This window comes from Corynebacterium neomassiliense (genome assembly GCF_900626215.1).
GTDB lineage: Bacteria > Actinomycetota > Actinomycetes > Mycobacteriales > Mycobacteriaceae > Corynebacterium > Corynebacterium neomassiliense.
In genome coordinates, this window is sequence record NZ_LR131106.1 from 798,207 (window position 1) to 822,228 (window position 24,022).

The window sequence follows — 24,022 nt, forward strand, 5'->3', positions numbered from 1 at the left end:
CCGGCCCACTCTCCTGTCCCTGATCCGGTCACCTGACTCCGGCCACTGTACTTCCGGACCGTTCCTGGCCTGTTGACCGGTCTCCCGCTGTCCGTCCCGGCGGCGGCCGGTACGATGCTTCATTGAACCAGACTGCCATCCCGAAGAAGGAAACTCCTGTGATCAGCCATTCCGGCATCGGTGACCTCTCCACCTCCGTATCTTCACGCACCCTGGGCAGCGGACCGGACACTCTGCCCGTGTCCCGTATCGGTAGCCGTCCGACAGACGAGTTCGACAACCCCACTTTCGCCGCAGGTGCCGTGCTGTGGCGCAGGACCGCGGAACCTGACCACACCGCCCCGGAGACCGCCGCCGAGGGTGAGATCGAGATCGCGGTGGTCCACCGTCCCCGCTACGACGACTGGTCCCTGCCCAAGGGCAAGGTCGACAAGGGTGAGGGCATCGTGGAGACCGCGGCCCGTGAGCTTCTCGAGGAGACGGGCTGTCCCGCCACCCTCGGGTGGTTGCTGGGGTACGTCCACTATCCGGTGGGGACGTCGACGAAGGTGGTCTGGTACTGGACCGCCGAGGCGAAGGACCGCTCCGCGACCACTCCCCTGGACACCGGGGAGATCGGTGAGCTGCGGTGGGTCTCCCCCTCCGAGGCGGCGGAACTGTGCAGCTACGACGCCGACCGTGAGGTCATTGCGGCCGCCCTGGAGCGGCTCTCGCTCGGGACCGTCCGCCGGGTGCTCTACATCCGTCACGGCAAGGCCGCCGACCGGCGGGGCTGGCAGGGTGAGGACGCCCGTCGTCCGCTGACCCGGAAGGGCCGGCGTCAGGCAGAGGCCCTGGTGCCGGTGGTGCAGGGTTACGGGGTGCAGCAGTGCGCGGCCGCCTCACCGGACCGGTGTGTGGACACCCTGTTCCCGGCGGCCAGGGCCCTGGGCCTGGAGGTCGAGGTCGATCCGGCTCTCGGGGACGCCGCGCTCACCGAGGGGCCGCGGACCGTGATGGACGCTCTGGTCCGGGCCTCCACTGCCCGGGTCAGTGCGGTGTGTGCCCAGGGCGAGGTCATTCCCGCGGTGGTGGAGGGACTGTCCCGTGAGGCCGGTGCGGAGATCGAGGATCTCAAGGCCAAGAAGAGCAGCGTGTGGGTGCTGCACTTCTCCGCGGCGGAGAAGCTGGTCGGGGCGGACTACCTGGCGTCTCCGCTGCCGGTGAGGTGAGCGTCGACCGGGCGGATGACCGGTTTGAAGGCCGGCCGGCGTGACTCGTAGTCGGCGATGGCGTCGGCGTCCTGCAGTGTGATGGCGATGTCGTCGAGTCCGTTGAGGAGTCTCCAGCGGGTGTCGTCGTCGACGTCGAAGGGGAACACGTACTCACCGAGGGTCGCCGTCCGGCTCTCAAGGTCGACGGTCATTTCTGCGCCGGGGTTCTGTTCGAGGAGTTTCCAGATCAGTTCTATCTGTTCCTCAGGCATGACTCCGGCCAGCAGCCCGTTCTTGGCCGTGTTGCCGCGGAAGATGTCTCCGAAGCGTGGGGAGAACACCACCCGGAACCCGTAGTCGAGCAGTGCCCAGACCGCGTGCTCGCGTGAGGATCCTGTTCCGAAGTCCGGGCCTGCGACGAGCACGGAGGAGTGGATGTAGGGCTCCTGGTTGAGGATGAACTCCGGGTCGCGTCGCCAGGATTTGAACAGGCCGGACTCGAACCCGGTCTTCGTCACCAGTTTGAGGTACTCGGCCGGGACGATCTGGTCGGTGTCGACGTTGGACCGCTTCAGCGGCAGTGCGGTGCCGGTGTGGACGGTGAATGGTTCCATGTCGTTTCCCTGTCTCTTCCCTGTCTCTCGCTGTTGCGGGTCGGTGCTACCGCCCGGACGGCCGCTCTGCCTGCTGCTCTGCCTGTCCCGCCGGCGGGTCAAGGTCGGCCGGACCGGCCAGGTGACCGAGTACCGCCGTGGCGGCGGCGACCGGAGGGGAGACCAGGTGGGTGCGTCCGCCTTTGCCCTGGCGTCCCTCGAAGTTACGGTTGGACGTGGACGCCGACCGTTCCCCGGGGGCGAGCTGGTCAGGGTTCATACCCAGACACATCGAACAGCCGGCGGTCCTCCACTCGGCGCCCGCGTCGATGAAGACCCTGTCCAGTCCCTCCTCCTCCGCCTGGAGCTTGACCCTGGCGGAGGAGGGGACGACGAGCATGCGGACGCCCCTGCCCACCCTGCGGCCACGGATAACTTCCGCGGCGGCCCTCAGGTCCTCGATCCTGCTGTTCGTGCAGGAGCCGAGGAAGACTGTGTCGACGGTGATGTCACGCATCGGCGTGCCTTCCTCCAGACCCATGTACTCCAGGGCGGATTCCGCGGCGGTGCGCTGCGTCTCGTCGGTGATGTCCTCGAGGTAGGGGACGTGCCCGGACAGGGGGACGCCCTGGGAGGGGTTCGTCCCCCAGGTGACGAAGGGGGCGAGGGAGGAGCCATCGATCTCGACGACGGTGTCGTACACCGCACCTTCGTCGGTGGCCAGTGAACGCCAGTACTCCACGGCGTCATCCCAGTCCTTTCCGGTGGGGGCGAACCTCCGTCCCTTCAGGTAGTTGAAGGTCGTCTCGTCCGGGGCGATCATCCCGGCCCTGGCACCGGCCTCGATGCTCATGTTGCAGACGGTGAGCCGGCCTTCCATGGACAGCTTCCGGATCGCCTCGCCGCGGTATTCGATGATGTGCCCCTGGGCGCCGCCGGTTCCGATCTTCGCGATGACGGCGAGAATGAGGTCCTTGGCGGTGACGCCGGGCCGCAGCTCACCGGAGACCTCGACAGCCATCGTCCGGAACGGCCGGAGGCGCAGGGTCTGGGTCGCCAGGACGTGTTCGACCTCGCTGGTTCCGATGCCCATGCCGATGGAGCCGAATGCTCCGTGGGTGGAGGTGTGGGAGTCGCCGCAGACGATGGTCATGCCCGGTTGACTGGCCCCGAGCTGGGGGCCGACGGTGTGGACGATGCCCTGGTCGGCGTCCCCCATGGGGTGAAGTTCGACACCGAATTCCCGGCAGTTGTCCCGCAGTGTCTCGACCTGCAGGCGGGAGACCTTGTCCCGGATCTCCAGGAGGTTGCCGGTGTGCACGCCGAGCGTGGGCACGTTGTGGTCCTCGGTGCCCAGGGTCAGGTCGGGCCGCCGGACGGGGCGTCCTGACTTCCGGAGTCCGTCGAATGCCTGGGGGCTGGTGACTTCGTGGATCAGGTGGAGGTCGATGTAGAGGAGGTCCGGTTCACCGTTCTCCCCCTTGACCACGACGTGGTCGTCCCAGACCTTCTGGGCCAGGGTGCGGGGTCCTGTGGTCCGGTCGGTCCTGTTCCGGTCCTGCTGAGTCACAGCGGTCACGGTCTCTCTCCTCATGTACGCCTCACTGTCGACGCTTCTTCCACGGTATTACGGTGTCTCCTGCCAGTCTCGCCGGTTCCGTCGCCGGTGCCGCCGGTTCCGGTGCCGGCGGTTGCGGTGCGGGCGCGCAGTGGCGACGACTCCCGGGCAGTCACTCCGGGGGCCGGTCCTGGCAGTTCCACTGGATGGAATGTAGGATACCAGATTATGGGAAATACCTCCGACACCCCGGTACCCGTCACCAGCGGCATCCAGGTGCTCGACCGCGCTCTGCTCATCCTGGGTATTGTCGCACGCCGACCACACAGCCTGTCCGAACTCTGCGAGACCACCGGCCTGCCCCGCGCCACCGCCCACCGTATCGCCGTGGCCCTGGAGAAGCACCGTATGGTCACCCGTCTCGACGACGGCCAGTGGACCGCCGGGCCGGCGCTGGCAGAGCTCGCGCCGAAGTCGTCGGCGCGGCTCGACGAGGCCGCCGAGTACGTTCTTCCGGCCCTGGTCCGCAGGACGGGCGAGTCCTGCCAGCTCTACAAGCTCTCCGGCACCGAGCGCATCTGCGTCGCCACTGCCGAACCGCCGCTGGGCCTGAGGGACACCGTCCCTGTCGGTGCCAGGATGACTCTCGCCGCAGGATCGGCGGCGAAGGTTCTCGTGGCCTACTCCCCGAAGAGTTTCCAGGACGAGATCCTGCAGAGCGCCTCGTACACGGCCGCCGATCTCGAACAGATCAGGATCTCCCGCATCGCCGAATCCATGGGCGAACGCGAACCTGTGCTGGCCAGCGCCTCAGTTCCGGTCCGGGACGCCACGGGCGTCATCGCCGCACTGTCGATCTCCGGGCCGATCGACCGGATGGGGCCCTCCCCCGCCGCCAGGCACCGCGAGGCCCTGCATGAGGCGGCCGAGGACCTGGAGGAGCACCTGCGTTAGCAGGCTGTGGGCGTCACCGGGGGGGTGTCACCGCAGGGCGCCGCAAGGGCGTCGCAGGGGCGTCGCAGGGCGAAGGTCACCGGGTGAGGTCGGCGGCCAGCTCATCGAAGGCCGCGACGTAGGCGTCCACCGCCTCGTCGGTGTGGGTGACCGACAGGGTCCACTCCTCCTCCCTGCCGGGGGTCATGAAGATGCCCCGGTTGAGGTTGTAGAGCCAGGCCAGGTCCGCGAGGTCTCCACGCTGGCTGGCCTTGTAGGTCTCGTAGTCCACGACCTTCTGCTCAGAGAAGGTCACACAGCCTTTTGAACCGATGCCGAGCGCGTATCCCGGCAGCCCGTGGCGGTCGATGACCTCCTGGCATCCGGTGACGATCCGGTCGTTGAGGTGCGCCAGGTGTGCGTAGGCGGCGGGCGTGAGGACCTGCTCCAGGGACGCCCGTGCGGCGGCCATGGTCAGCGGGTTCCCCGAGTAGGTCCCGACCTGGTAGACACTGCCGTCTCCGACGACGGACATGACTTCCTCACTTCCGCCGATCGCTCCGGACGGCAGTCCACCGCCGAGGGCCTTGGCCAGCGTCACAAGATCGGGGGTGACGCCGAACTTCTCGGTGGCGCCGCCGGCCGCGATACACAGCCCTGTCTTGACCTCGTCGAAGATCAGCACGATGCCGTGCCTGCGGGTGATGTCCCTGACAGCTTCGAGGTACCCGGGTTCGGGCAGGACGACGCCGAGGTTCATCATCGCCGCCTCCATGATGACGCAGGCGGGTTTGTCGCCTTCCCGGATGAGTCTCTCGATGCGCCGTTCCATCGCCGGGGCGTCGTTGAAGGGGACGGGTACGGTCATCCGGACGGTGGCGTCCGGGATGCCGGCACCGTAGGGCAGGGAGGCGAGATTCTCGTGGTCGCCGATCTGGTCGTACTCCACTCCGATGGAGACCATCACCGTGTCGTGGTGTCCGTGGTAGGAACCGAAGATCTTCACCACGGTGTCGCGGCCGGTGTAGGCCCGGGCGATACGGATCGCGTCCATCGTGGCCTCGGAACCGGAGTTGGTGAAGCGCCACTTGGGCAGTCCCCACCGGGCGGAGAGTTCGTCGGCGACGACGATGTCGTCTTCTGTGGCGCACCCGAAGTGGGTTCCCCGGGGGTACCGGTCGGCGATCGCCTGACCGATCGCCGGGTGGGCGTGACCCTGGATCATCGATCCGAATCCGTTGTGGAAGTCCCACATTTCGTTGCCGTCGACGTCCCACACCTTCGGACCGTTCCCCCGGTCGATGTAGATCGGCCACGGGTCACGCAGCTGGTAGGAGGAGGCGACGCCGCCGCTGAGATGCTTTCCCGCGCGCTCGAACATCGCCTTCGAACCGAGGGTGCGGGCATTGAGTTTCTCTGACTCGATCGCGGTGAGTTCTGCGATGCGGTCACTACTGATGGCAGAGGCCATGACTGTCTCCAGACATCCGGTCGGCCTGGCACCGGGATCCGTGAGAGAACGCGGCGCCGACCGGCCTGGCGTCTGACTGCCGCTGAAACGGTCCGGCGAACCTGTCGACCGGGACCTTTCACCGACGATACCGCCGGGGCAGAGGGCGGTCCAGCAGTTCTTCCACTGTTCCGCCCCCGCCTCTCACCCCTGCAGGCGGGCGGCATCCACCGAATCATCGACGGCGAGATCGATGAACTCCTCGCCGTCCTCCCCCACGGTCGTGATGTTGTGGGCACGCTGTCCGACAAGTTCCCGCACGGCGGTCTGCAACCGGTCAAGCTCGGAATTGGCGAAGAGGTCCACCGCGGCGCCGGGCCGCGATCCCGGAGCGACGTCGACCTCCTCGATGTGCATCATGTACCGGTCGAGTACGTCCTCCATCGGGTACTGGGCTTCCTCCCCCAGCTCAGGCACGTATTCCAACGCGACGACGAAGTAGCCGTCATCGAGCTTCTCGTGGATGTGCGCCACCCCGCTCGGTCGGAACCGGTCGGTATCGGTGAGAAGATCAGCGTCGACGATTCTGGTGATGATCACAGGTATGCCTCCGGGGCCAAGGTCGCAGGAAGGGGCTCTTGTCAGGGTACCGCAATGATCCGGTGGTGATCTCCACAGGAAAAGCATGCGCAGATGCCCGTTCAGGACGCCGAACTGTGTCGCAGCGCATGCCTTTTTGTGCCCGCACCCCCGTACACGGCGCCCGCACCCCGCACACTGCGCCGCACCCCGCACGGAACGACAGAAGCCCTGCACCGTGGAGACGGTGCAGGGCTTCTTTTTCTGGTACCCCGTACGGGATTTGAACCCGTGTTACCGGCGTGAGAGGCCAGCGTCCTGGGCCGCTAGACGAACGGGGCAGGACTTGCACCACTTCGGGCATGACGCCGTGGTGTGCAACGGGGAGAACTATATAGGAGGCCCCGTCCGATCGCATAATCACCACGTCATCCCTACCCGACCGGGAAGTATACGCGTATACTTCCCGGCTGTGACCATCACCGGAGACCTCCGTCCTGCCCTACCCCGGCTCCTCACCGCCACCGCCCTCGCAGTCACCTCCGATCTTGCCGGGCTGGCAGCCCTGCTCGCCCTCTGCAGGGTCGTGGGAGCAACCGCCTCCGGCGACAGCGTCACCGGCCCCCTCAGCGCCACCCTGGTTCTCTGGACACTCACGGCCCTGCTCGGCCCGCTCGCGGACCTGCTCTCCCACCGTGCGGAGGCACAGTTCGAGGCCTCCCTGCGCCGGCACCTGGCACGGCACATTCTTCTGCTGCCCTGGTCCGTCAGGACCAGGTACCCCGCCGAGGTGCTGCGACGCCGCGTCACCGACGATGTCCACGCCCTCCACCACCTCGTCGCCCACGCCCCGGCCGACGTCGCGACATTCCTCGTCGTCCCGGTGGCCGGCGTCACCGTGCTGGTGGCGTCCTCCGGTCCGGCTCCCCTCGTGGCCCTCGTTCCTGCCGCTGTCGCGGCTGTGTTCCATCTGGTCCTCCTGCCCCGGATCTCTGCCGCGCTCAACGACCGCAGGGTCACCGCGGTCACCGGTGTCGTCACGGCCGCTGAGGACTACGCCCGCGGTGCTCTGGTCCAGAGGCTCTACGGGGCCGGCGCGGGGGCCGCCCGCCGTTACCGGGAACAGGTCTCCGAATTCTCCACCGCGATGGTCGCCTGGGTGAACCGGTCGGCGCCCGCCGCAGCCGTCGCCGAGGGCCTGCTCAGGGCCGCCACCACGCTCGCCCTCGCCTATGCGGTCGCCCATGACCGACCGGCAGAGGACCTGGCGCGCGTCATGCTGCTCAGTCTCGCTGTCACTGCTCCCGCCCTGAAACTGGGTCACGGGGTGGACCACATCCGGGCAGGTGCCGGCGCATTCCGGCGCTTGTCGGCGCTGCTGGGCGAACCCGCACTTCCCCGCGGCACCCTGTCCACCCCGGACGCCGCCGACGGTCACGGGGTGGACCTCCGGGTCGGGAACGTGACCGTCCGTGCAGGGGGGAGAAAGGTCCTCGACGGTCTTTCCGCCGATTTCCCGCCGGGGTCGTTCACCGTGGTCACCGGGCCCAGCGGTGCGGGGAAGTCGACACTGCTGCACACTCTCGCCGGCCTGGAGGTGCCCGAGTCAGGCTCGGTCACCCTGGACGGGGTGCCCGTCACCCGGTTCGACGCAGACACCAGACCCCGCACCGTCCTGTGCACGGGGCAGGACGCCCAGGTCGTCGACGGCACTGTCCGCGACAACCTCCTGCTCACACGGGCGCATCCGTCACCTGACGGCGCGGAACTCAACCGCGCACTGGAGCTGGCCGGAGCGCCGGAGCTTGACCTTGACCGGCAGGCCACCACCCTCTCCGGCGGGGAGCGCCAGCGTGTCGCCGTCGCCCGGGTGTTCCTGTCGGACGCCCCGGTGATCCTCCTCGACGAACCCACCAGCGCACTGGATCCGGAGCGCGCACGCCGTCTGGTCGCCTCCCTGCGCGCCCTGCCCCGCACGGTCGTCATGGTCACCCACGACCACTCCCTGACCGAACCGACCGACCACAGACTGGAACTGAAGTGAACACTGCACGCCGACTGCCGGACGCCACCGTCACCGCCACCGCCGTCATCTGTGCCCTCGTGGCCGCCGTGGAGGCTGTCGCGTACCTGGTCCTCGCCCGGGCCGTGGTCCGTGGCGGTCCCCCGGCCCCTGTCCTCCTCGCCGCCGGCGTGTCCCTGCTGGTGACGGTCCTCGGAGCTCATGCGGGCTTTCTCGGGGCGGCACGCTACGCGGGCCGTCTCTACGCGGCGCTCGGCGAAGGACTGGTCCGTGCGCGCCTGGGGTGGTTCACGACCTCCTCCCGCGCCCTTGTCACCACCGCCGCCGGCCGCTCCGTGCCCGCGCTCATGGCCCTGCCCGCCCACCACCTGCAGGTCATGGTGCCGGCGGTGGTGGTTCCGCCGGTACTCGTCGGCGGACTCCTGGTGCTGGTCTCCCCCGGCGCGGCAGGGCTTGTGGCACTGTCTCTTCTGCTGTCACTGGGCCTGCACCTGTGGTCCCAGTACAGGCTCCTGCGGGCGGACGCCGGCAGGGCCGATGCCGGGTCCGCCGCGGACGAGGCCACCCTGTCACTCGTGGACCACCTGGACCTTGCTGTGACGACTGTCGGTCCGACACGCACCCTGGCGTCACTGGAACCCGGCTGGCGCCGTGCGGAGGACGCCCTGGCCACGACGACCCGTGCAACGGTGCCCGCCGGTGTGACCGCCGCGGTCGCCAACCGGCTGCCGGTTGTCGGCGTCCTCGTCTGGTCGGTCGTCACCACTCCGACGGCGCCGGTGCTGCTCGCCGCTGTTGTCCTCGCGCTCAGGGCTGGCGCCCCACTGTCTCAGCTGGCGTTGTCCGGCCTCACTCTCGGGGAACTGTCGGCTGCCCGTCGGACACTGGAAAAGGTCGTCGGGGCGCCACGGCTGGAGTCACCGGGCACGGTTCCAGCTCCGGTACCGGCCCCGGAACGCGACCGGGACACCGCCGGGGTCCGTCACGGGCTGGTCCTGACCGGGGTGACGTCACGGGGTTCGGATCCGGTCACCGCTGTCGTGGAACCCGGGTCGGTGGTCCGGGTGACCGGCCCCTCGGGTGCAGGCAAGAGCACCCTGCTCGGACTGCTCATGCGCTTCGAGGATCCGGAGACCGGGTCGGTCACACTCGACGGCACCCCGCTGCCCGCGATCGCCCTGCCGGAGTTGATGCGACGGTTCGCTTTCGTCCCGCAGGAACCGACCCTGTTCTCCGGGTCGCTGGCGGACAACGTCACCATGGGCGCGAAGGCGTGCCCCGGTTCTGGACCCGGTTCTGATCCCGGTGACGCCCTCGCCACGGCCCTGTCGGTGGCGGCGCTGGACGACCTGGTGTCCGGCCGTCCCGACGGTGTCCTGACGGACACCGGTTCGCGAGGTTCCGCACTGTCCGGCGGTCAGCAGCAGCGGGTCGCGCTGGCCCGGGCGGTGCACCGCATCCTGACCACCGACGCCGACTACCTTGTCCTCGACGAGCCGACCGCCGCGCTCGACGGGGACACGGCGTCCCGCGTCATCGACGGTCTGCTGGGACTGCGCCGCAGTCTCGCTGCGGCGTCCGGCAGGCGGCTCGGCGTCATCGTGGTCAGTCACCGTCCGGAGGAGGACTGGCACGAGGACGCCCGGATCACCCTGGGCCGGGTCAGTGGCCCACCTTCTCCAGGGCGGGGCGCAGCTGCTCGATGAGCCACGGAACAGAGACCACGTTGGGGTCCTGGAGGGCGGTGGCCGTCTCCTTGTCCAGGGCAGTGTAGCGGTCTTCCATGACGGTCAGGCGCTTCACCGTCGCGGAGTCCTCGAAGGATCTGCGGTCGTCGTCACTCTGGAAGGTCATGAACAGGAGGTCCGCCGAGTCGACCAGGTCGATGTTCTCCATCGACAGGTCCACGGTCCCGGGGGTCCTGCCTTTCGCGTCGATGCCGGCGACCTCGGGGGCCGGGACGAGTCCCAGGGTGGACATGAACCTGGCGGTGGCGTTGTCACTGTCGGTCACTGCGGCGATGCTGGTGCCCCGGTACTGCCCGTAGACGTAGCTTCTGTCCTTCAGTCCCGGCAGTGCCGCGGTCAGTTCCTCGACCGCCCGGTGCGCCCGGTCGACGAGTTGGCCGGCCTTCTCCGGTTCGCCGAGCGCCTCACCGATCCGGAGCGCGCTGTCTTCCGGGGACGCCGCATAGAGCTGCCTGTCATAGGTGACGACGGGGGCGACCGCGGAGAGTTTGTCGTAGGTGTCCTGGTCGATGGTGAAGGCACTGGTGGCCAGGATGATGTCCGGTTTCTGACCGGCAACGGCCTCCACGTCGATGCTCATGGGGTTGAACCAGACCGGTTCCGTGTCCGGGTGCAGGTAGGGCAGCATGCGGTCTTGGGCGGTGCCGTCCTGACCGTCGCCTCCGGCGGCGCCGGATCCGCCGCCGCCGATACTCGAGTAGGTCTGGGGCGCCATGACCACGTCAGCTCCGAGTTCGGTGGCGACCGCCTGGTCGGACCATCCCAGGGCGACGACGCGCTGCGGCCGGGACTCGACGGTGGTGGTGCCGAAGGGGCTGGTGAAGGTCACGGGGAACGAGGCACTGTCGGCACCGGAGGCGCTGTCGGCACCGGAGGCTGCACCGGAGGAGCCGGACGTGCCTGCGGTGGTGCCGGAGGTGTCGTCTGAACAGGCCACGAGGGCGGCTGTCGTCGTGACGGCGAGCAACAGCGGGATGAATCTGGTTTTCACGGAGGAAAGGTCCTTTCGGGGATCAGCCGCGGAGGATTTCCGCGACCGTGGTGAGCACCTCGACAGGTCCCGTCGCCCGGTCCAGTTCCCCCCACCGTGTCGCGAGCTGTGCCGGCACGGCATCCGTGGCTTCTGCGGGGTCCGCGTCCGCCTCCGCGTTCTTCCTGGCTGTGATGGTCGCCAGTCCGAGGATCGTGGCGAACACCGTGCGGTAGAACACGAAGGCCTCGGCTTCACCGCGTCCTGCCCGGCCGGCTGCATCGAGGAACCGCCGGGCGAAGGCGAAGCCCCGGGGGCTGGCAAGGCGGGCGGTGGCGATGAGCCGGATCATCCAGGGGCGTTCCACCAGGAAGTCGTGGAGGTAGAGGGCCGTCTGCACGGTGTCCGCCACGGGGTCCTCCAGTGGTTCGGGCAGGTCGAGCTCCCGGGACTTCTCCTCGACGATATCGGCGAGCAGGGCGTCCTTTCCGGGGTAGTGCCGGTACAGGGCCATCGGTGTGACGGAGAGGCTGGACGCCAGTTTCCGCATCGACACGTCTCCGTCGGCGTCGACCATCGGCAGGGCGTGGCGGAGGATCAGTGGTCTGGTCAGTCTGGGCAAGGGGGTTCTCCTGATGAGGTGCACACGGAAGTATACGCGTACACATGATGGGCTGTACAGAGCTCGGACACGGTCTCCACCGTATCGTCGTGCGCCGAAGGTGCACCGGGAACCCGCCTCAGCGGGAGAGGATCCTCGCCTGTTCCTCGGCCTGAGCCAGCAGCTCCTCGTTGGTGAGGTAGCGCCGGTCGAAAGACTTCCAGTCCTGGACCTGCATGCGCCACTGACCGGTCTCCGGGTCACACCGGGGATGGGCGAACCTGACCCAGCGGATCTTCGACTCCTCGACCCCCGTATGAGGGTTGATCCGCGTGTAGTGCACCACCGAACAGTTGTGGATCGTCATCGACGGGTCCTTGTCGTACCGCAGGAACTGCTCGTCACTCCACCGCTCCAGCACCAGCCTGGTCGACCACATGAAATCCCCGTGGGAGACGACCAGCACATTCTGCTCACTGCTCTCCCGGTGCAGGGTACTCAGCAGATTGCGCACCCGGTTCTCCGCGACATCGGCGATCGACTCCCCCGCCGGAGGCGCCCAGTACAGCGGGTCCTTCCTCTTCAGGAGGGCATTGTGGGAGTACTGCTCCTCGAAGACGGCACGTGGAAGCGGTGAGATCTCACCCCATGAACGCTCCCGGACGACACGGTTCTCCTCCCACCTGGCGCCCCTGATCCCCAAGGACGCCGCAGTCTCCCTCGTCCGGACGAACGGAGAGGTGATGCACCGGTCGAAGGAGTCGATGTTCTCCCGGATCCACCTGCCGGCGGTGCGCGCCTGCGCCACCCCGTCCTCGGTCAACCGCCAGGAACGGTCGGCGACGAGCATGGTCTCTTCCGTGAACAGGCGTTGGTCGCCTGCCTTGTCCCGTTTCTGGATGACATTGGCCTCACTCTGTCCGTGACGGACGAGGACAAGGTTCCTGGGCATGGTCATGCCACAACATTAGTCCCGCCGCCCGACCCGTCACCGGGTACGTCGCCGGACTCCCCGCAGGACGCCTCCTCCTGCTGACCCCCAACCCAGGACGACAGGATCCCGCCGGGCACGAGGGCGCCCGACGGGATCCTGATCTGGTACTCCGTACGGGATTTGAACCCGTGTTACCGGCGTGAGAGGCCAGCGTCCTGGGCCGCTAGACGAACGGAGCATGAAACACTCCGGAGAGCATTTCCGCTGGCCTACCAGGACTCGAACCTAGAACGACGGTACCAGAAACCGCTGTGTTGCCAATTACACCATAGGCCAAAACTTCCGCATCCCCGACAGCAGATGCGTGGTACTCCGTACGGGATTTGAACCCGTGTTACCGGCGTGAGAGGCCAGCGTCCTGGGCCGCTAGACGAACGGAGCATGAAACACTCCGGAGAGCATTTCCGCTGGCCTACCAGGACTCGAACCTAGAACGACGGTACCAGAAACCGCTGTGTTGCCAATTACACCATAGGCCAATCATCACCACGGCAGGTGTGAGTCCGGAACCGGTTCCCCTGCCGCGCAACGGGGACAACTATAGGCGCGCGGCAGGATCGGGTGCAAACCTGCAGGTCGGCAGTGTCTACTGCTCGGCCACGTGCTCGGCCACGTCTACTGCTCGGCCACGGTGTACGGGGTGACCTTCCGGGCCGCCCGCAGACGCGCCAGGGTGGAGTCCCTGCCCAGCAGTTCCATCGACTCGAACAGCGGGGGCGAGACCTGTGCCCCGGTGACCGCCACCCGCAGGGCACCGTAGGCCTTGCGCGGCTTCAGCCCCATCGAGTCGATGAGACGGCCGCTGATCTTCTCCTCGACTGTCGCGGTGACGAACTGGTCGTCATCCAGTGCCTCAAGCTCCTCGACGGTCGCGTCAAGCACCTCCACGGCGTCCTCCCTGAGGTTCTTCTTCGCCGCCTTCGGGTCCAGTTCCAGCTCCTCGTCCGGGGTGACGAGGAAGCGCAGCAGAGCGTCGGCGTCACCGAGCACCTTGATGCGGGTCTGCACGAGTTCGGCGGCGAACGCGAACTTCCCGGCCGGGTAGTCGGACGGGAAGTCCTTGTACTCCTCCAGGTAGGAGCGCAGCCGTGCCGCGAAGTCGGCGGGCTCCAGCAGGCGGATGTGGTCGGCGTTGATGGCCTCGAGCTTCTTCTGGTCGAACCGGGCAGGGTTCGGCTTGACGTCCGCGACATCGAAGTTCGCCACCAGTTCCTCGCGGGAGAAGATGTCCCTGTCCGCCGACAGTGACCAGCCCAGCAGGGACAGGTAGTTGATCATGCCCTCGGGGATGATCCCGGCGTCCCGGTGGTTGAACAGGTTGGACTGCGGGTCACGCTTGGACAGTTTCCTGTTGCCCTCACCCATGACGAAGGGCAGATGACCGAACTCGGGGGTGAACCCGGCCACACCGATCCTCTCCAGCGCCTCGTAGAGAGCCAGCTGGCGGGGGGTGGAGGGCAGCAGATCTTCTCCGCGCAGCACGTGGGTGATCCGCATGAGCGCATCATCCACCGGGTTGACCAGGGTGTACAGCGGAGCCCCGTTGGACCGTGCGACGACGAAGTCCGGGACATTCTCCGGTTCGACACTGACCTCCCCACGGACCAGGTCGTTCCAGGTCCAGGTCTTCCGGGGCATCCGCAGACGCCACACAGGCCTGCGTCCCTCGGCCTCGAATGCGGCGATCTGTGCGTCGGTGAGGTCACGGTCGTAGTTGTCGTAGCCGAGCTTCGGGTCGCGCCCGGCGGCGCGGTGCCTCTCCTCGACCTCTTCCGCGGTGGAGTAGGCGGGGTAGACCTCACCGGCGTCCTTCAGCTTCTGCAGGACCTCGGCGTAGATGTCCATGCGCTGGGACTGACGGTACGGGGCGTCGGGGCCGCCTACCGGGTCCACTCCCTCGTCCCAGTCGAGGCCGAGCCAGTTCAGGGAGTCGACGATCGCCTGGTAGGACTCCTCGGAGTCACGGGCGGCGTCGGTGTCTTCGATACGGAAGACCAGCCTGCCGCCGGTGTGACGGGCGTAGGCCCAGTTGAACAGTGCGGTGCGCACCATGCCGACATGCGGGGTCCCGGTCGGTGACGGGCAGAAACGGACGCGAATGTCACTCATGGTCCCCTATTTCACCACACCCACTCTCCGGCGATGTCGCCTGTGTAGCCCGCCGCCCTCAGCGCCGACACCCAACGGCCCAGCGGAAGGACGCCACTGCCCGGTGATCCACGGCCCGGATCATCGGCCAGCTGCACGTGGGCGGGCACAGTGCCGGACTCCGCGAGGTCCCGCAGCCAGGCGTCCGCCAGCTCGGGGACATGCCAGAAGTCCATGAGCAGACCGGTGCCGGAGACCGCGCGGATGACACGGTCGGCGTCCTCCGGGGTCTGCACCGGATAGTCCGCGGGTCCCGGCCCCGGACTGCGGCTCGGTTCGATGAGCACGGTCCCCGGAATGCGGGAGGCGACAGAGTCCGCCACGGCGGCGACCCTGTCGAGCTGAGCTGCGGTGGTACGCCGGCCACCCCGGCCGACCAGGAGGTTGAACCGGTCCGCGCCGGTGGCCTCCGCCACCCTTGCGTGGATGTCCAGGTGCCGTTGCGTCAGGGCATGCCGGTGGAGGACGCCCCGGTCGCCGACGGAGGTGTCCCCGCCCCAGAAGTTGAGTGCGACCAGGGTGAGCCGACGTCGGGACAGTTCGGCGAGCAGGTCATCGACCCGGTCGTCCGGGGGTTCCGGGGTCGTCCACGGCCACCACAGTTCGATGCGGTCCAGGCCGAGGGCACCTGCCCTGTCCAGGTCCGGGTCGCCGGCCGGACGCCCCACCGAACAGTTGACGGCGGTGCAGAGACGGGCGGGGGAGGTCTCAGGCGCGGGCGGCTGGGTCATGCGCGGATTATAGGTGCCGGGGGCGGACAGGGACGGGTGCGGACAGGACAGGGACGGGGTGCGGACGGGCACTGCCGTAGAATCCGGTCGCATGAGCACCGACACCACCCCGGTCCCGCGACCGGACAGCGGCGTCCCCCGCGTGGCCGTCGTCACCGGCGCCGGCGGCGGACTCGGCCGGGCGTTCTCCACCGCCCTGGCCCGCGCCGGGTGGACGGTGGCCGCCCTCGGCCGGTCACCGTCCACTCTCGAGGCGACCGTAGCCGCCTGTGCGGCGGCGACGCACGATGACAGTCAGGGTGACAGTCACGGTGACAGTCACGGCCGCCTTCACAGCGCAGTCGTGTGCGACGTGGGCGACGAGGAGTCGGTGACCCGGGCGTTCTCCGAGGTCACGGACCGCTACGGACGGCTGGACCTGCTGGTCAACAATGCGGGTGTCCCCGGTCCGACCGGACGGATCGACGAGGTGGACCCCTCCGGGTTCACCGCCACAATGCGCACCAATGCTGCCGGGACTTTCCTGTGCACCCGGGCCGCGTTCGCGTGGATGGCGTCGCACGGCGGCGGCAGGATCATCAACAACGGTTCGGTCGCCGCCCGAGTCCCCAGGGCACATGCCGCCGCGTACGCCGCGTCGAAGGCGGCGGTGGCGTCCCTGACGGTATCCACCGCCCTGGACGGCCGTGACTGCGGGGTCACCGCCACCGAACTGGACATCGGGAACGCCCGGACGGGGTTGCTGTCGTCTTTCACCGGTGCCGAACCTGTCTTCGACGCCGCAGAGGCCGCCCGTCTCCTCGTCACGGTCGCTGACCTGCCCGCCGGCGTCAGTGTCGACAACGTCACTGTCACAGCGGCGGGCATGCCCTTCCTCGGGCGTGGATGAGCGTTCCCTCCCACAGAGGTCGACGGGTGATTTCTGTCACCCTGTAACCACTGGGTACGGTTGACAGCGTGACCAACCTCGACCGTCCTGTGACAGCACCGGATTTCCTGCTGTCGCGTCATTCCGGGAGTCTGCGCTCCAGCGGGTCCCGGTCGACATGGCCGGACCCGTTCGAGGCCGCGACGATGCTGCGTGACGGCGACGCGGAGATCCTCGTGGGGGCTGTCCCCTTCGACACCGGCAACCGTGCCGCCCTGACTGTCCCGGAGCGGTACTCCACCTCGGACTGCCCGTTGGAGCCTCCCGCCCACTACCGCGGTCAGACGGCGGCCCGGCGCGCCGAGGTTGTCTCGGTCTCACCCCTGACCACCCTGGAGGAGCACCAGTCCACCGTCGCTGCGGCGATAGGCACCATCCACGCGTCCACCCTGGAGAAGGTCGTACTGGCCCGCGCCGTGGACGTGCAGTTCGCCGACGAGGTCGACCCCCTGCTCATCGCCGCTCGCATGATCGACCTGTCCGCGGAGCGTGACGGTTTCGCCGTCGACCTCGGGGCCACCGGACGCCACGATGACCGGGGGTCGATGCTGGTCGGTTCGTCTCCCGAACTCCTGGTCCGCCGGCGGGGCACGGTCGTCGAGGCCCTGCCCCTGGCAGGATCGGCGCCCCGGTTGCGGGACAGGAACGCCGACGCCGGGGCGGGACGCCAGCTGCAGGAGTCCACCAAGAACCTTGCCGAGCACCGGTGGGTCACCGACCACTACCGCCGGGTGCTGTCGACGGTGTGCACCGAGCTCGACATCCCGGATACCCCCGGGCTGATACGGACCAACGAGATGTGGCACCTGGGGACGCGGATCCGTGGGCGGGTGCCGGCGGACGGCCCCTCGGCCCTGGACCTGGCGCTGATGCTGCATCCGACCCCGGCGGTGGGGGGCTGCCCCACAGAGGCGGCGCTGGGGATCATCGACGAGGTAGAGGAACCGCGGGACTTCTACGGGGGGGTTGTCGGATGGGGCCGGGCCGACGGCGACGGTGAGTACATGGTCTCGATCCGGTGCGCCGAGGTCGCCGGTGCCGGGGCGAGGGCCTGGGCGGGGGGCGGGATCGTGGCGTCCTCCTCGGCAGCCGAGGAGACCGCGGAGACGACCGCGAAGCTCCAGACCGCGTTGCGGGCGCTCAACGTCCCGGCGTCGATGCGGTCGGTCTAGTACCGCTCGACGGGGTTGACCAGGTGCCCCAGTCCGGGGATCTCGATGTCGATCGAGTCACCGGGGACCATCTCGGCGGTTCCTGCCGGGGAACCGGTGCAGATGACGTCTCCGGGCAGGAGGGTGAAGGCGGCGGACACCCATTCGATGATTTCCGGGATGGACTTGATCATCTGGTCGGAGTTGGAGTCCTGGCGGGTTTCGGTGGTGCCGTCGTGGGTGAGGTGCGCCTTGATCGGCAGGTTGTCGAGTTCGGCGAAGTCCAGGTCGGTCTCGATCCACGGGCCCAGCGGGCAGAAGGTGTCCAGGCCTTTGGCACGGGCCCACTGGCCGTCGGCGAACTGCAGGTCCCGGGAGGAGACATCGTTGACGATGGTGAAGCCGAGGACGACGGACTTCCAGTCGTCACGGGCGACGTCCTTGCAGGGCCGGCCGATGACGATGGCGAGTTCTCCCTCGAATTCCACGCGGGTGGCCCACTCCGGGATGCGGATCGGCGCGCCCGGGCCGATGACCGCTGTCGGCGGCTTGATGAAGATCGTCGGGGGAAGGTGCTCGGCGGACTTCTTGAAGACCTCTTTGACGTGGTCGGCGTAGTTACGCCCCACGGCGACGACCTTCGAGGGGAGGATGGGGGCCAGCAGACGGACGTCCTCGACGGGCCAGGTGCGGCCGGTGAACTCCGGCTCGCCGAAGGGGTGGCCGGCGATCTCGCGGCAGGTCGCTCCTGAACCGTCCGGCTGGCCCCCTTCCAGGACTGCGAAGGCCATGCCTTCAGGGTGGGCAATACGGGAGATACGCATGTAATGACACACTACATAGGTGCCCCTGAGCAGGTGTCACCGCCCGGCGCGGTTCGGGACGCAACGGGCGCAAATGCCCACATGATGGGACACCATGTGTGAAATATCACACCTGTGTCGAGCGCAGGGTGATGAACTTCCGGGCCCCCTCACCTCCCGCGGTGAGTGCGAGGAAGAGCTCGGCGGCCGCCAGCGCGTCAGCGGAGGCACTGTGGCTGCGGTAGGTCGGCAGACCGTATCGCTGCCGGACCCGGGCCAGACGGAGGTCCTCCCCCCGCGGATACGTGCCCATACGTTCCATGTGCCTCCGCTCCAGCTCGAGAGTGTCCACCACGGGCACATCCAGGCGCACTCCCAGCTCCCGCCTGCACGCCTCCCCGAGAAACCCGGTCTCCACCACGGCGAAGTGCGCCAGCAGGGCCCGCCCCTGCAGGGCGGCGAGAAACTCCCCCAGCGCCTCCGCCGCCGGGACCCCGGCGGCCAGGACGTCGTCGGTCAGGCCGTGCAGTGTCACCGACTCCCCCGCACCGGACGTGTCATGCAGCACCACCTCCCGTGCACCCGACAGGTCGATCACCCTCCCGTCGACCGGCACCCACCCGATCGACAGCAGCCGGTCCCTGCCCGGTCGCAGTCCGGTCGTCTCGACGTCCACGGCGAGCAGGGGCAGCCTGTCCAGTGGAGTGTCCGGGGCGGGCGGGTGCTCCGGGACCCGGACGCCGCGGCCGGCGGACAGGGGTCGCGCCAGTCCCCTGCCCAGCACCCGCAGTCTGTCCGCCAGTGCCATCAGGTGCTCCTGACCGGGTACGCCGTCGCCAGGGACGACTGGATGGACTTGATGATGCCGAAGGCGTCCCGCAGGTTCTCCCGCTCGATGCGTCCCAGGGAGTCGGGACTGACGGCGTAGTCGGCGGGCTCTCCGAGCCGCAGCTGCCTGGCCTGGTGCCGCAGCGCCAGACCCGTGAGCACCCCGAAGGCGTCGGTGAGGTCACGCGCGCCCTGCTGCGACAAGACCCCCGCCGCGGCCGCGGCGGACAGACGCTGCCCGGTCCCCACCGCCGTCACCCCGGCGACCAGCGCATACAGCCTGGCGATCTGCACGACAGCGGCGATGCCCCCTTTCTTCAGGTCGAGGGTGTTGGCGTAGTCGCCGCCACGGCGGACCACCAGCCCACGGAACACGCCGAGCGGTGGCTCCCTCCTCACGGCGAGCGCTGCGAGCTGGGCGTGGAGTCTCCCGGAGCCTTTCGCCGACGCGACCGCCGACCTGTGCACGGACTCGACCAGTTCCCGGGAACCGTGGACCACGCGCATGTCGTAGAAGGTCTGCGCGTGGAGCACCGCGTCGGGCTCCGGGGCCGTCGTCCAGGTATGGAAGGTCCGGGCCCAGTTGCCCGCCGTCATCCGCCACGCCGGGTTCGACGCCATCATGTCCCCCAGGCACCTGACCTGGCCTGCTTCCGCCAGTCCGTCGCACACCCGGTCCGACAGCGACCTGAAGTAGTCACCGTGGGCGTCCGGGTCGTAGTCGTCGGAGAGCACCAGGCAGTTGTCCTGGTCCGAGGCGAAGCCGGCGGCACGGCGTCCCTGTGACCCGACGACGGCGAAGCCGTAGGCGACCGGCGGCGGACCGAGTTCCTCCTCCGCCAGCACCAGCAGCCGGCGGGCCAGGGAATCCAGTCCTACGGTGAGCAGGCCGCTGACCTCGTCGGGCGAGGCTCCCCGTTCGATGAAGCCCGCGGCCATCTGTGCGGCGTCCTTCACGATCCGCCGCATCTGCGCGGCGGTGGTGGCCTTGGACAGGTCGGCGGCGAGGTAGATCGGGTCCGATCTCAGGGTGCGCATGACGTCCGAGGCCGCGAGCATGCCGACGGGTGCTCCCCCGGCCTCCGGGTCGGTGACGGGAAGATGGTGGATGTCCAGGTCACTCATCCGCAGCATCGCCTCGAAGACCGTCGTGTGCGGTTCCACCGTGACAGGCCCGGGGGTCATGACCTCACTCACCGGGGTTGCCGCGTCACGACCTTCAGCCAGGACGCGGTTTCTCAGATCACGGTCGGTGAGGATGCCGACCAGCCGGTCACCCACCACCACCGGCAGGCAGGAGACGCCGTGGCGTGCCATGGTCTGCGCCGCGACCGCCACCGTGACACCGGAGTCCACGGTGACCAGTGCCCTGCCTCCGTCCCTCGCTCCTGCACCGGTGCCGGCCCCGCTGCCGGTGCCGAGGTCCGCGACGGTACGCCGGAGCATGTCGGCACCGGAGCTGCTTCTCAACCGTTCCGAATCCGCGCGGATACGCACCGAAAGGCCTGAGTAGTAGCGGGCGATGTCCGGATGCCTGCCGACAAGATCGACGAGCGCTTCGCCGGGCAGGACCAGCAGGAGACTGTCCTCGACCGCGACCATCGTGTAGCGGGACGGCCCGTGGTCGTCGACGGCGGTGCCTGGGCCGCTGCCGGCACTACCGGCACTACCGGCACTGTTGCCGCCATGTTCGCCGCGGCCGGGCAGCATCGTCGAATACCCGAAGGAGTCGCCTGTGCCGCGTCGGTCGAGCAGCACCCCGCTGTCGTCCATGACGTCCACCGCCCCGGACCTGACGATGTAGAGGTGGTCATTGTCCTCTCCCGAGGTGATGACGGTCTGCCCGCGGCGGACGTAGGTCATCGTCATGGAAGACGGGAGGGAGCGCAGTTCGGCGTCCGGCAGGTGGGTGAACGGTTCCTGACCGGCGAGGAAACGGCGGACTTCGTCGAGTTCCACACTCATGGAGCCCACACTACCGGCGCATGTCTCCCCCTCTGTCCGGTTTTCACCCCCGGGTCGGGGATATGCAACTTGTTGCACATGGCCCTGTGATGTGCGTTACAGTCCAGGTATGGCGTTGGACCACGCGATCATGATCTCACTGGCTGAACGACCCGGCACCGGTTACGAGCTGGGACGGCAGTTCGCCACGTCACTCGGCCACTTCTGGCCGGCGACCCGACAGCAGATCTACCGCACCCTGTCCCGCCTGCACGCCGACGGCCTGATCACCTGCCGCGACGTCGTCCAGGAGGGACGTCCGGACAAGAAGATCTACACACTCTCCCCCGCCGGCGAGGACGCCCTGGCGTCCTGGATCGACCAGCCGACCACGGTCACCACGCTGCGTGACGAACTCGGCGTGAAACTCCGCGGTGCCGGGCACGGAGACATGGCACGTGTCCTCGACGACGTGAGACACCACCTCGAAGTCCATTCCGGACGCCTCGCCCTGTACCACCACTACGCACGGACCCAGTTCCCCGATGCAGTGGTCCCCACGGGGCAGACCCTGACCCCGGCGCAGATCCCGACCGGCCGGCGCCTGCACCAGTACCTCGTTCTCCGCGGCGGCATCCGCCTGGAGGAGGCGTTCGTCGACTGGTGCAACGAGGTGCTGACTGCACTTTCTCCTGAACCAGCCCCTGCAACGACCCCTGAGAAGAGTCCGACATGAGCTCCCTTTACCCGAATCTGTTCCGCCCGCTGGACATCGGCGGCATCACTCTTCCGAACCGGTCTGTCATGGGTTCCATGCACACCGGACTGGAGGACCGGATCCGACACGCTGACGAGCTCGGCGAGTTCTATGCCGAACGTGCCCGGGGCGGGGTCGGTCTGATCATCACCGGGGGAATCGCACCGATCCGCTCCGGAGACCTCATGGCGATGGGAGCGCGGATGGCCACGCCGTTGGCGGTCCGTCACCACCGCCGGGTCACCGACGCCGTCCACGGGGCGGGCGGGCTGATAGCCATGCAGATCCTCCACGCCGGGCGCTACGGGGTGACACCTTTCAAGGCCGCTCCCGGGTCCGAGCCTTCGCCGATCCACCCGTTCAGGCACATCCGGATGACGGAGGGGATGATCCGCCGTACGATCCGTTCCTTCGGTCGCGCCGCCCGCCTGGCCCGCCTGGCGGGGTATGACGCCGTGGAGATCATGGGGGGCGAGGGTTACCTGGTCAACCAGTTCCTCTGCCCCCACACCAACGACCGGACCGACCGCTGGGGCGGGTCCACCGTCAACCGGCAGCGCTTCCTCATCGAGGTCATCGATGAGATCCGCCGGCAGGTTCCCCGTGAGTTTCCGGTGATCCTGCGCCAGTCCGTCGCCGATTTCGTGGACGGTGGCCAGACGTTCGAGGAGATTGCACTGCTCGCCCGGCGTGCCGAGAGACACGGGGTGGACGCCGTGAACACCGACATCGGCTGGCATGAGGCGAAGGTCCCGACGATTGTCACTTCGGTTCCGCGCGCCGCTTTCGTGAAATTCACGGAGAGACTGCGTGACGAGGTTTCGATCCCGCTCATCGCGTCGAACCGGATCAACACGCCTGAGGTTGCCGAGCAGGTCCTCACCGACCACCGGGTGGACGCGGTCTCCATGGCACGCCCGTTCCTCGCCGACCCTCGTTTCATGGAGAAAGCGGCACAGGGACGTCCTGGGGAGATCAACACGTGTATCGGCTGCAACCAGGCCTGCCTCGACCACATTTTCGTCGGTAAGAGAGTTTCCTGTCTGGTCAATCCGCGGGCGGGGCGGGAGACGACTCTTGTGCTCTCCCCGACCCGTTCCGCGAAGAGGATCGCGGTGGTCGGTGCCGGGCCTGCGGGTCTGTCTGCGGCGGTGTCCGCGGCGGAGAAAGGACACCGGGTCACGCTTTTCGAGGCACGGGACCATGTGGGCGGGCAGTTCGCTATTGCTGCCCGTATTCCGGGGAAGGAGGAGTTCCACGAGTCCATCCGGTATTTCCGTACCCGGTTGGCGGTACTCGGGGTGGATGTGAGGCTGGGCACGAGGGTTTCGGCCCAGGAGTTGACGGAGGAGAACTTCGACCATGTGATCCTGGCTACCGGGGTGACCCCGCGTGTCCCACGGATCGAGGGGGCGGATCATCCGATGGTGATGACGTACGCGCAGGCTGTGCGTGGTGAGAGGGAGATAGGTCACCGGGTGGCGGTGCTCGGTGCCGGGGGGATCGGCTTCGATGTCTCGGAGTTTCTCACCACTCCCTCGGGCCCGGATTCCCCTTCCCTGCACCTCAAGGAGTGGGAGCAGGAGTGGGGGGTCACCGAGGATCTGGACACCCCGGGCTTCCTGACGACCCCGCGGCCGGAGGCTCCCCTGCGCGAGGTGTACATGGTGCAGCGTAAGCCGACCCGTCAGGGAAGGACGCTGGGGAAGACCACCGGCTGGGTCCACCGCGCCGCGGTGAAGGCGAAGAAGGTCGAGCAGATCAGCGGGGCGACCTACGAGAGGATCGACGACGACGGACTGCACCTGGCCTTTTACGAGGAGAAGAAGGACAGGAAAGGAAGGGTGGTGTCGAAGGTGCTCACGGGTCGTCGTGTCCTCGCCGTCGACAACATCGTCCTGTGCACCGGACAGGAGTCCGTCAATGATCTGGCGGAGCCGCTGGCTGCCGCGGGAGTCACCTTCGACATCGTCGGTGGCGCGGACCTTGCCGCAGAGTTGGACGCCAAACGTGCGATCCGTCAGGGCACGGAGGCCGCGGCACGTATCGCGTGACGCTGTCGCCCTGTTTCCGGGCGTGCCGGCGTCCCG

General features: G+C 68.1%; 20 protein-coding genes and 5 tRNA genes. 8 read left to right on the forward strand and 17 right to left on the reverse strand.

Annotated elements, in window-relative coordinates; translation table 11 throughout:
• The first annotated feature begins 158 nt into the window (after window positions 1–158).
• Complete coding sequence (locus E0E18_RS03470; protein WP_110482477.1) at window positions 159–1,211, forward strand: NUDIX hydrolase; 1,053 nt, start codon at window positions 159–161, stop codon at window positions 1,209–1,211.
• On the opposite strand, the gene leuD is transcribed toward E0E18_RS03470, so the two are convergent.
• Both leuD and leuC read right to left on the reverse strand, forming a co-directional pair.
• Window positions 1,181–1,807, reverse strand: a complete 627-nt coding sequence (leuD, locus tag E0E18_RS03475; RefSeq protein ID WP_066583028.1) for a 3-isopropylmalate dehydratase small subunit — start codon at window positions 1,805–1,807, stop codon at window positions 1,181–1,183. The genes E0E18_RS03470 and leuD overlap by 31 nt on opposite strands.
• Before the next feature lie 46 nt (window positions 1,808–1,853).
• Window positions 1,854–3,365, reverse strand: coding sequence for a 3-isopropylmalate dehydratase large subunit (leuC, locus tag E0E18_RS03480; protein WP_237559616.1), 1,512 nt, complete (start codon window positions 3,363–3,365; stop codon window positions 1,854–1,856).
• Window positions 3,366–3,572: 207 nt separating this feature from the next.
• On the opposite strand from leuC, the gene E0E18_RS03485 reads away from it, so the two are divergent.
• Window positions 3,573–4,298 (forward strand): IclR family transcriptional regulator, encoded by a 726-nt coding sequence (locus E0E18_RS03485; RefSeq protein ID WP_110481270.1) that lies wholly within the window; start codon window positions 3,573–3,575, stop codon window positions 4,296–4,298.
• 76 nt (window positions 4,299–4,374) lie between these two features.
• Here the strand turns inward: E0E18_RS03485 and E0E18_RS03490 are convergent, their stop codons facing one another.
• The 3 genes from E0E18_RS03490 to E0E18_RS03500 form a co-directional block, all read right to left on the reverse strand.
• Window positions 4,375–5,748, reverse strand: a complete 1,374-nt coding sequence (locus E0E18_RS03490) for an aspartate aminotransferase family protein (RefSeq protein ID WP_130839345.1) — start codon at window positions 5,746–5,748, stop codon at window positions 4,375–4,377.
• A 183-nt stretch (window positions 5,749–5,931) separates the two neighbouring features.
• Complete coding sequence (locus E0E18_RS03495) at window positions 5,932–6,327, reverse strand: hypothetical protein (protein ID WP_130839346.1); 396 nt, start codon at window positions 6,325–6,327, stop codon at window positions 5,932–5,934.
• 244 nt (window positions 6,328–6,571) lie between these two features.
• Window positions 6,572–6,647: transfer RNA gene (locus tag E0E18_RS03500), tRNA-Glu, on the reverse strand.
• A gap of 131 nt (window positions 6,648–6,778) precedes the next feature.
• On the opposite strand from E0E18_RS03500, the gene E0E18_RS03505 reads away from it, so the two are divergent.
• Together E0E18_RS03505 and E0E18_RS03510 are read left to right on the forward strand one after the other, a co-directional pair.
• Complete coding sequence (locus E0E18_RS03505) at window positions 6,779–8,350, forward strand: ATP-binding cassette domain-containing protein (protein WP_161972239.1); 1,572 nt, start codon at window positions 6,779–6,781, stop codon at window positions 8,348–8,350.
• Window positions 8,347–10,035, forward strand: a complete 1,689-nt coding sequence (locus tag E0E18_RS03510; protein ID WP_130839348.1) for an ATP-binding cassette domain-containing protein — start codon at window positions 8,347–8,349, stop codon at window positions 10,033–10,035. The genes E0E18_RS03505 and E0E18_RS03510 overlap by 4 nt, the downstream gene beginning before the upstream one ends.
• Here E0E18_RS03510 and E0E18_RS03515 read toward each other — a convergent pair.
• The 9 genes from E0E18_RS03515 to E0E18_RS03555 all read right to left on the reverse strand — a co-directional run bounded on the left by E0E18_RS03515 (window position 9,992) and on the right by E0E18_RS03555 (window position 15,521).
• The gene (locus E0E18_RS03515; RefSeq protein WP_130839349.1) at window positions 9,992–11,068 is read right to left on the reverse strand and encodes an ABC transporter substrate-binding protein; all 1,077 of its coding nucleotides are present in this window, start codon (window positions 11,066–11,068) and stop codon (window positions 9,992–9,994) included. The two genes, E0E18_RS03510 and E0E18_RS03515, sit on opposite strands and share 44 nt — an antisense overlap.
• 22 nt (window positions 11,069–11,090) lie before the next feature.
• Entirely contained in the window at window positions 11,091–11,669 is a 579-nt protein-coding gene (locus E0E18_RS03520; protein ID WP_110481266.1) for a TetR/AcrR family transcriptional regulator, read from the reverse strand.
• A gap of 118 nt (window positions 11,670–11,787) precedes the next feature.
• The gene (locus tag E0E18_RS03525; protein WP_066583035.1) at window positions 11,788–12,606 is read right to left on the reverse strand and encodes a histidine phosphatase family protein; all 819 of its coding nucleotides are present in this window, start codon (window positions 12,604–12,606) and stop codon (window positions 11,788–11,790) included.
• A 138-nt stretch (window positions 12,607–12,744) separates the two neighbouring features.
• A tRNA-Glu gene (locus E0E18_RS03530) sits at window positions 12,745–12,820 on the reverse strand.
• A 26-nt stretch (window positions 12,821–12,846) separates the two neighbouring features.
• A tRNA-Gln gene (locus tag E0E18_RS03535) sits at window positions 12,847–12,918 on the reverse strand.
• Window positions 12,919–12,947: 29 nt separating this feature from the next.
• Window positions 12,948–13,023, reverse strand: a tRNA-Glu gene (locus tag E0E18_RS03540).
• 26 nt (window positions 13,024–13,049) lie between these two features.
• A tRNA-Gln gene (locus tag E0E18_RS03545) sits at window positions 13,050–13,121 on the reverse strand.
• Between the two features lie 136 nt (window positions 13,122–13,257).
• Window positions 13,258–14,751, reverse strand: a complete 1,494-nt coding sequence (gene gltX / locus E0E18_RS03550; protein WP_066583036.1) for a glutamate--tRNA ligase — start codon at window positions 14,749–14,751, stop codon at window positions 13,258–13,260.
• An 11-nt stretch (window positions 14,752–14,762) separates the two neighbouring features.
• The gene (locus E0E18_RS03555; RefSeq protein WP_130839350.1) at window positions 14,763–15,521 is read right to left on the reverse strand and encodes a TIM barrel protein; all 759 of its coding nucleotides are present in this window, start codon (window positions 15,519–15,521) and stop codon (window positions 14,763–14,765) included.
• A 91-nt stretch (window positions 15,522–15,612) separates the two neighbouring features.
• On the opposite strand from E0E18_RS03555, the gene E0E18_RS03560 reads away from it, so the two are divergent.
• Window positions 15,613–16,410, forward strand: coding sequence for an SDR family oxidoreductase (locus E0E18_RS03560; protein ID WP_130839351.1), 798 nt, complete (start codon window positions 15,613–15,615; stop codon window positions 16,408–16,410).
• Between the two features lie 68 nt (window positions 16,411–16,478).
• Window positions 16,479–17,621: an isochorismate synthase gene (locus tag E0E18_RS03565; protein ID WP_130839352.1), complete on the forward strand. Its 1,143-nt coding sequence runs from the start codon at window positions 16,479–16,481 to the stop codon at window positions 17,619–17,621.
• Here E0E18_RS03565 and E0E18_RS03570 read toward each other — a convergent pair.
• The 3 genes from E0E18_RS03570 to E0E18_RS03580 form a co-directional block, all read right to left on the reverse strand.
• Complete coding sequence (locus tag E0E18_RS03570) at window positions 17,618–18,424, reverse strand: fumarylacetoacetate hydrolase family protein (protein ID WP_066583038.1); 807 nt, start codon at window positions 18,422–18,424, stop codon at window positions 17,618–17,620. The two genes, E0E18_RS03565 and E0E18_RS03570, sit on opposite strands and share 4 nt — an antisense overlap.
• Window positions 18,425–18,530: 106 nt before the next feature.
• Window positions 18,531–19,211, reverse strand: a complete 681-nt coding sequence (locus E0E18_RS03575) for an exonuclease domain-containing protein (RefSeq protein ID WP_130839353.1) — start codon at window positions 19,209–19,211, stop codon at window positions 18,531–18,533.
• Window positions 19,211–21,196: a putative nucleotidyltransferase substrate binding domain-containing protein gene (locus tag E0E18_RS03580; RefSeq protein WP_130839354.1), complete on the reverse strand. Its 1,986-nt coding sequence runs from the start codon at window positions 21,194–21,196 to the stop codon at window positions 19,211–19,213. The genes E0E18_RS03575 and E0E18_RS03580 overlap by 1 nt, the downstream gene beginning before the upstream one ends.
• A gap of 109 nt (window positions 21,197–21,305) precedes the next feature.
• Between E0E18_RS03580 and E0E18_RS03585 the strand changes: the two genes are divergently transcribed.
• Both E0E18_RS03585 and E0E18_RS03590 read left to right on the forward strand, forming a co-directional pair.
• Window positions 21,306–21,911, forward strand: a complete 606-nt coding sequence (locus E0E18_RS03585) for a PadR family transcriptional regulator (RefSeq protein WP_130839355.1) — start codon at window positions 21,306–21,308, stop codon at window positions 21,909–21,911.
• Window positions 21,908–23,986 (forward strand): NADPH-dependent 2,4-dienoyl-CoA reductase, encoded by a 2,079-nt coding sequence (locus tag E0E18_RS03590; RefSeq protein WP_066583041.1) that lies wholly within the window; start codon window positions 21,908–21,910, stop codon window positions 23,984–23,986. The genes E0E18_RS03585 and E0E18_RS03590 overlap by 4 nt, the downstream gene beginning before the upstream one ends.
• The last annotated feature ends 36 nt before the right edge of the window (window positions 23,987–24,022 follow it).

Bases quoted from the DNA above. Each gene is read 5' to 3' on its own strand.
- leuD (WP_066583028.1), bottom strand. From the start codon at position 1,807: ATGGAACCATTCACCGTCCACACCGGCACCGCACTGCCGCTGAAGCGG.
- E0E18_RS03485 (WP_110481270.1), top strand. From the start codon at position 3,573: ATGGGAAATACCTCCGACACCCCGGTACCCGTCACCAGCGGCATCCAG.
- E0E18_RS03490 (WP_130839345.1), bottom strand. From the start codon at position 5,748: ATGGCCTCTGCCATCAGTAGTGACCGCATCGCAGAACTCACCGCGATC.
- E0E18_RS03525 (WP_066583035.1), bottom strand. From the start codon at position 12,606: ATGACCATGCCCAGGAACCTTGTCCTCGTCCGTCACGGACAGAGTGAG.
- gltX (WP_066583036.1), bottom strand. From the start codon at position 14,751: ATGAGTGACATTCGCGTCCGTTTCTGCCCGTCACCGACCGGGACCCCG.
- E0E18_RS03555 (WP_130839350.1), bottom strand. From the start codon at position 15,521: ATGACCCAGCCGCCCGCGCCTGAGACCTCCCCCGCCCGTCTCTGCACC.
- E0E18_RS03560 (WP_130839351.1), top strand. From the start codon at position 15,613: ATGAGCACCGACACCACCCCGGTCCCGCGACCGGACAGCGGCGTCCCC.
- E0E18_RS03570 (WP_066583038.1), bottom strand. From the start codon at position 18,424: ATGCGTATCTCCCGTATTGCCCACCCTGAAGGCATGGCCTTCGCAGTC.
- E0E18_RS03575 (WP_130839353.1), bottom strand. From the start codon at position 19,211: ATGGCACTGGCGGACAGACTGCGGGTGCTGGGCAGGGGACTGGCGCGA.
- E0E18_RS03580 (WP_130839354.1), bottom strand. From the start codon at position 21,196: ATGAGTGTGGAACTCGACGAAGTCCGCCGTTTCCTCGCCGGTCAGGAA.
- E0E18_RS03585 (WP_130839355.1), top strand. From the start codon at position 21,306: ATGGCGTTGGACCACGCGATCATGATCTCACTGGCTGAACGACCCGGC.
- E0E18_RS03590 (WP_066583041.1), top strand. From the start codon at position 21,908: ATGAGCTCCCTTTACCCGAATCTGTTCCGCCCGCTGGACATCGGCGGC.